The organism is Kitasatospora sp. MBT63, from assembly GCF_000710465.2.
Classification (GTDB): Bacteria; Actinomycetota; Actinomycetes; order Streptomycetales; family Streptomycetaceae; genus Kitasatospora.
On the sequence record NZ_JAIZ01000461.1, the window covers coordinates 1 to 4,476 of the forward strand.

Sequence of the window (4,476 nt, forward strand, 5' to 3'; positions counted from 1 at the left end):
GGCGGGGTAGTGCCCTCGGGGCGACGCGCGGCGTGGCAGGTCGAACCGGGGCCGAGCGCCGGGGAGGGAAGGCCGGGTTCGTTGGGCGGGGCCTCTGGCTGGGATCTCAGGGCCGGGGTCTTAGGACCGGGGCCCTGGCGCCGGGATGTTGGGGATCGGGAGTCGTGGGCTGGAAGTTGGGGGCCTGAGCCACCACGGTCCGGGCCGACGGCGGGCGTGCCGGGGGGCACGTCCGCCGTCGGCGTGCGACCGGGGCCGCGTGTGGGCCCCGCGTTCGCCGACGGCGGACCGTCAGATGGCTATCCCGGCAGCTCCGTCGGCGGGCAGGTCACTCGCCTTGGCCTTGACCACGAACAGCGCCGTCAGCAGGGCGACCACGGCGAGCGCGGCGCCGACGATGAAGGCCTGGCCGATGCCGTGGGCCAGCACTGCGCTGTACCACTGGCTGCCGACCGGGAAGCCGCCGCTCTTGGCGGCGGCCGCCTGCTCCGGGGTGGCGTGAGCCATGAAGTCCGGGAACTGGGCCTTGGACTCGTCCTTGGCCGCGGAGCTGAACACCGTGGTCAGGATCGACAGGCCGAGCGCACCACCGATCTGCTGGGTGGAGTTGAGCAGACCCGACGCCGCGCCGGTTTCGTGCCCTGCCACGCCGGCAACCGCGAGCAGCATGACCGGGACGAAGATCAGGCCCATGCCGAAGCCGAACACGACCGTCGGGCCGAGGACCCCGGTGACGTACCCGCTGTCTGCCTTGAGCTGGGTCAGCCAGGTGAGGCCGACCGTCACCAGCAGGGCGCCGCTCGCCATGAACAGCTTCGGCCCGTACTTGGCCTGGAAGGCCGAGGCGATCTGCGCGGCGATGATGATGGCCACGCTGATCGGGAGGAAGGCCACGCCTGCCTTGAGCGGGCTGTAGCCGATCACCGTCTGCACGAAGATCGTGATGTAGAAGAAGATGCCGAACATGGCCGCGGCCAGGCAGAGCATCATGATCAGCCCGCCGGTGCGGTTGCGGTTGCGGAACAGGTGCAGCGGGGTGATCGGCTGGTCCGTCCGCCGCTCGATCACCACGAAGGCGAGGATCAGGACGATGCCGGCCGCGAAGGAGACGACCGCCAGACCGTCGCTCCATCCGTCGGAGGCGGCCCGGATGAAACCGTAGACCAGCCCGACCAGGCCGAGGGTCGAGGTCAGCGCACCCGGCACGTCGAAGCGGCCGTCCTGGCGCTCCGACTCGCTGATGAAGCGCGGTGCCGCGACGGCGATCAGGATCGCGATCGGCACGTTGACGAAGAACACCCAGCGCCAGTCGAGGTACTCGGTGAGCGCTCCGCCGGCCAGTAGGCCGATCGCCGCGCCGGAGCCGGCCACCGCGGAGAACACCCCGAAGGCGCGGTTCCGCTCGGGGCCCTCCTCGAAGTTGGTCGCGATCAGGGCGAACGCGGTGGGTGAACAGATGGCTCCGCCGATGCCCTGGAGGGCCCGCGCCGCCAGCAGCATGCCGGCGTCCTGCGCGATGCCGCCGATCAGCGAGGCGAGGCCGAACAGCAGCACGCCGACGATGAAGACCCGGCGACGCCCGAGGATGTCGCCGATCCGGCCGCCGAGCAGCAGCAGGCCGCCGAAGGCCAGGGTGTACGCGTTGATCACCCATGACAGGCTGGTGTCGGAGAAGCCGAGGGCGAGCTTGATGTGCGGCAGTGCGATGTTCACGATGGTGGCGTCGAGGACGACCATCAGCTGCGTGGCGGCGATGACGGTGAGGGCGAGGCCCTTGTTCGGCCGCCGCGCGGCGCCGGGTGGAGCGGACTTGCTGAGCGTTTCCGATACAGCCATTGCTGGTCCCCCTGTAGCTGGCTACTGCTGTTCGATTGGTGCTCGACTGGGTGGTGCTCCGCTGGGTCGTTCCGGACCGGCTCGTCCTCTGCCGATCCTCCGACCTCCGAGGCTTCGGGCCCGTCGGTCGGCGCGGTGGGCAGGGAGCAGCCCGGAGCCGTGCATCCCCGTGCGAGTGAACGGGTGCGTTCACTATGCGGGACGATAGTGGATCGACTATTGTGAACGCAAGCGTTCTCTAGGATTGGTGATGATGAATCAGGCGGTTGGGCGGGACACCACCGGTCCGGCGGGCTCGGGAACTCCGGCCGACGCTGGCCCCGCGGCCGGAGCAGGGCGCAGGCGCGGCAGGGCCCTGGAGGTGGCGATCTTCGAGGCGGCGCTCGACCAGCTCACCTCCGGAGGGTTCGCGCGGATGACGATGGAGGGGGTGGCCGGGGCCGCGCAGACCGGGAAGGCCGCGCTGTACCGGCGTTGGACCTCCAAGGCCGATCTGGTCGTGGACGCCCTGGGCTCAACTCTCCCACCCCCTACGGACATCCCCAACCTCGGGTCCGTCCGGGCGGAGTTGGTGCAGCTCATGGCCCATCTCGGCGAGATGATGAACTCCCGGGCCGGGACCGCGATGCGGGCCCTGATGGCCGAGCTCGACCACGAACAGGCCCTGCCGTTCAAGGGATTCGTGCTGGACCGGGTGATCGAGCCGGTCACCGGTACGATCCTCGCGATCCTCCGCCGTGGCGAGGAGCGCGGTGACGTCCGGCGCGGTGCGGCCACGTCGTTGGTCGCCGATGTCGCGCCGGCCATGATGCTGTACCGGGCGAAGGTCTGCGAGGGCCCGCTCGACGCCGGGTTCTGCACGGAGCTGGCGGAGCAGGTGCTACTTCCGATGATCAGGCCCTGATCCCTGAGGGGCGTCGCCCCGGCGGCCGGCCCCGGACGTTCGCCGGAGCGGTCCGCGAGGTCGGTCCTCCGGCCGGCTGTAGGGCCGGTCGCCGTGGTTGCCGGCCGTCCGGGCGCGTAGCGGCGAGGCCGTAGGCTGGGATCTGCCAGCCCGGAAGCGAACGGACCGAACGATGCCCTATGACCCCCCGACCCACTCCGTCGAGCGCTCGCTGCGCAGGGCCGGCGCCCGCGTGGTGGTCGGCCTGGACGAGGTCGGGCGAGGTGCCTGGGCCGGCCCGGTCACGGTGGGTGCCGCGGTGACCGGGCTGCGTCGCCCGCCCGAGGGGCTCACCGATTCCAAGCTGCTCACCGAGAAGCGCCGCACCGCGCTCGCTACGGTGCTCGCGGACTGGGTGGTGGCCTCCGCCATCGGCCAGGCCTCGCCGCTGGAGTGCGACGAGCTCGGCATGACCGCCGCCCTGCGGCTCGCGGCCAACCGAGCGCTCGCGGCGCTCCCGGTCCAGCCGGACGCGGTCATCCTGGACGGCAAGCACGATTACCTGGGCGGCCCCTGGCAGGTCCGTACGGTGATCAAGGGCGACCAGTCGTGCGTCTGCGTCTCCGCGGCCTCCGTGCTGGCCAAGGTGCAGCGAGACGCATTGATGGCCGAGCTCGGTTCGGATCTCCCCGCCTACGCGTTCGAGGACAACGCCGGCTACCCGTCCCCGGTGCACCGCGCCGCGCTGGAGGAGTACGGGCCCACCGGACACCACAGGCTGTCCTGGGCCTACCTCGACGCGCTGCCCCGCTGGCGCCACCTCAAGCGGGTCCGTGCGGTGGAGGCGGCCGAGTCGGCGGACGAGGCGCGGGGCGAACAACTCGCGCTGGGTTTCTGACGGCTGACGTTCACTTCGGCGACGCCCTGTCAGCGCCCGAGCGCCGTGGACGGGAGCCTCGGGCCCGGATTCAGGTGTCCAAACCGTGGGGCGCCTGTGCGCATCCGACCGGCGTTTGATAGATATCCGGGTATGCCAGTCTTCCCCGAGGATCCGGAGATCCACGACAGTCTCCCGGGCCCCGGCGTTCCCTCCCCCCGCAAGCCGGACGTATCCGCCTCTCGCACGCCTGCCGCTGTGCCCGCGGGTCAGTCGCCCACGGCGCGCCCCGGGCCCCCGCGCCCGGCGCCGCCGCGTCCCGGCCCGCCGGTCCGAAACGCCCGGATCCCCAAGCCCGGCCCTGCCGCCCGGCCTGCCGCACCCGCCCCGACCGCATCGGCCCCGGTGCCCGCCGGCCCGGCCGTCCAGCTGGTCCCGGCTGCCCCCGCCCAGGCGCTGGAGCGCGCCGATGACGTGGTGGACGGGCTGCTGGAGGCCGGCCGGAGCCCCGGCGACATCCTGGTCCTGACGGTGGGCGGACCCCACCCCTGGCAGCTGCACGAGCTGTCGTTCGGCGAAGGCGCCTACTGGGCCCAGCTGGGGGAGGGCGGCGACGTCTTTTACGCGGACGCCGACACCACCCGCCCGGTGCGGCGCGAGGTCGTGGTGCTGGTCGTCAACGACACCCGCCCCGCCCGGATCGAGCAGGCGGCCCGCAAGGCGCTCGGACACGCGGCGGCCCTCCTGGTCGTCTGCGGCGACACCGCCGCTGCGGCCCCTGCCCTTCCGGAGCCCTCCGACCGCCCCGTCCCCGCGTGATCCGACGATGACGCCCTGACCAGGCGCCTGACGGCGTGGCCCCGGCCCCCGGTCCGGGGCC

The 4,476-nt window shown here is 72.3% G+C and carries 4 protein-coding genes; 3 read left to right on the plus strand and 1 reads right to left on the minus strand.

What is annotated here, in order from left to right; all coding sequences use genetic code 11:
• Positions 1 to 291: 291 nt before the first annotated feature.
• Positions 292 to 1,836, minus strand: a complete 1,545-nt coding sequence (locus AA75_RS24815) for an MFS transporter (protein WP_033822450.1) — start codon at positions 1,834 to 1,836, stop codon at positions 292 to 294.
• Between the two features lie 361 nt (positions 1,837 to 2,197).
• Between AA75_RS24815 and AA75_RS24820 the strand changes: the two genes are divergently transcribed.
• The 3 genes from AA75_RS24820 (at position 2,198) to AA75_RS52355 (ending at position 4,415) form a co-directional block, all read left to right on the plus strand.
• Positions 2,198 to 2,740 (plus strand): TetR/AcrR family transcriptional regulator, encoded by a 543-nt coding sequence (locus AA75_RS24820; RefSeq protein WP_233289176.1) that lies wholly within the window; start codon positions 2,198 to 2,200, stop codon positions 2,738 to 2,740.
• A 172-nt stretch (positions 2,741 to 2,912) separates the two neighbouring features.
• Positions 2,913 to 3,617, plus strand: coding sequence for a ribonuclease HII (locus tag AA75_RS24825; protein WP_033822451.1), 705 nt, complete (start codon positions 2,913 to 2,915; stop codon positions 3,615 to 3,617).
• A gap of 384 nt (positions 3,618 to 4,001) precedes the next feature.
• Positions 4,002 to 4,415, plus strand: a complete 414-nt coding sequence (locus tag AA75_RS52355; protein WP_233289177.1) for a hypothetical protein — start codon at positions 4,002 to 4,004, stop codon at positions 4,413 to 4,415.
• Positions 4,416 to 4,476: the final 61 nt, after the last annotated feature.